Source organism: Ruegeria sp. AP12 (assembly GCF_056540025.1).
Genome location: NZ_JBQFVZ010000105.1, coordinates 1 through 936, shown reverse-complemented (window position 1 = coordinate 936; position 936 = coordinate 1). Strand labels below are relative to the sequence as shown.

Below are 936 nucleotides of genomic sequence, written 5' to 3'. Positions count from 1 at the left end.
ATTCCAATGTATTGGACAGCGGGGGCGGTCGTCTCGGGAGCATTCTTTGGAGACAAGATCTCACCTCTATCGGACACGACGAACTTGGCACCAGCCGTAACAGGAACCAATTTGTTCGATCACATTCGGAACATGCTTCCAACCACTGTTCCTTCGATGCTGATTGCACTTGTGATTTACTTTGTCGTTGGCTTAACTTTGATCGACACGTCCCAGGTATCGTTTGACCGCGTTCATGCAATCACGACCGCACTGGATGACGCGTTCTGGATTTCGCCGATCATGCTGTTTCCAGCAGTTCTGGTCATCGTGCTGGCGGTCATGAAACAACCTCCGATCCCGTCACTGTTTGCAGGCGCCGTTGCGGGCGGCATCATGGCTATCTTCTGTCAGGGGGCTGGACTGCATGAGACGTTCACCTTTGCCAATAGCGGCTATTCGGTCAATACTGGGGTTCCGGAGATCGATCCCCTGCTGAACCGCGGAGGCATTCAGTCGATGATGTGGACGATTTCACTGGTGCTCCTTGCTCTGGGGTTTGGTGGAGCGCTTGAACGCGTCGGTTGCCTTCAGGCGATCATCAAAGTTGTCATCTCGAAGGTGAAAACGTTTGCCGGCATTCAAACCTCGGCCATCCTGACCTCTGTCGCGACCAACACCGTTGCAGGTGACCCTTATCTGTCAATTGCACTTCCTGGACGGATGTATGCACCGGTCTATCGCGCGATGGGCTATTCCCCATTGAACCTGTCCCGGGCGGTCGAGGAAGGCGGAACGCTGGTGTCCCCTCTAATCCCGTGGAATGCAGGTGGCGCGTTTGTCATCACGGCGCTTGGTTTGGGTATCGCAGACGGCAACTTCGAAAACCTGCTGTATATTCCGCTTGCATTCGCTTGCTGGCTGTCACCGGTCATCGGTATCGTCTATGCCATGACA

At 54.4% G+C, this 936-nt stretch carries 1 protein-coding gene; it reads left to right on the top strand.

Annotation, left to right across the window (positions count from 1 at the left end):
* Window positions 1–936, top strand: a 936-nt coding sequence (locus ACR0E6_RS21540) for a Na+/H+ antiporter NhaC family protein (RefSeq protein WP_480587151.1), incomplete at both ends; no start/stop codon positions are given.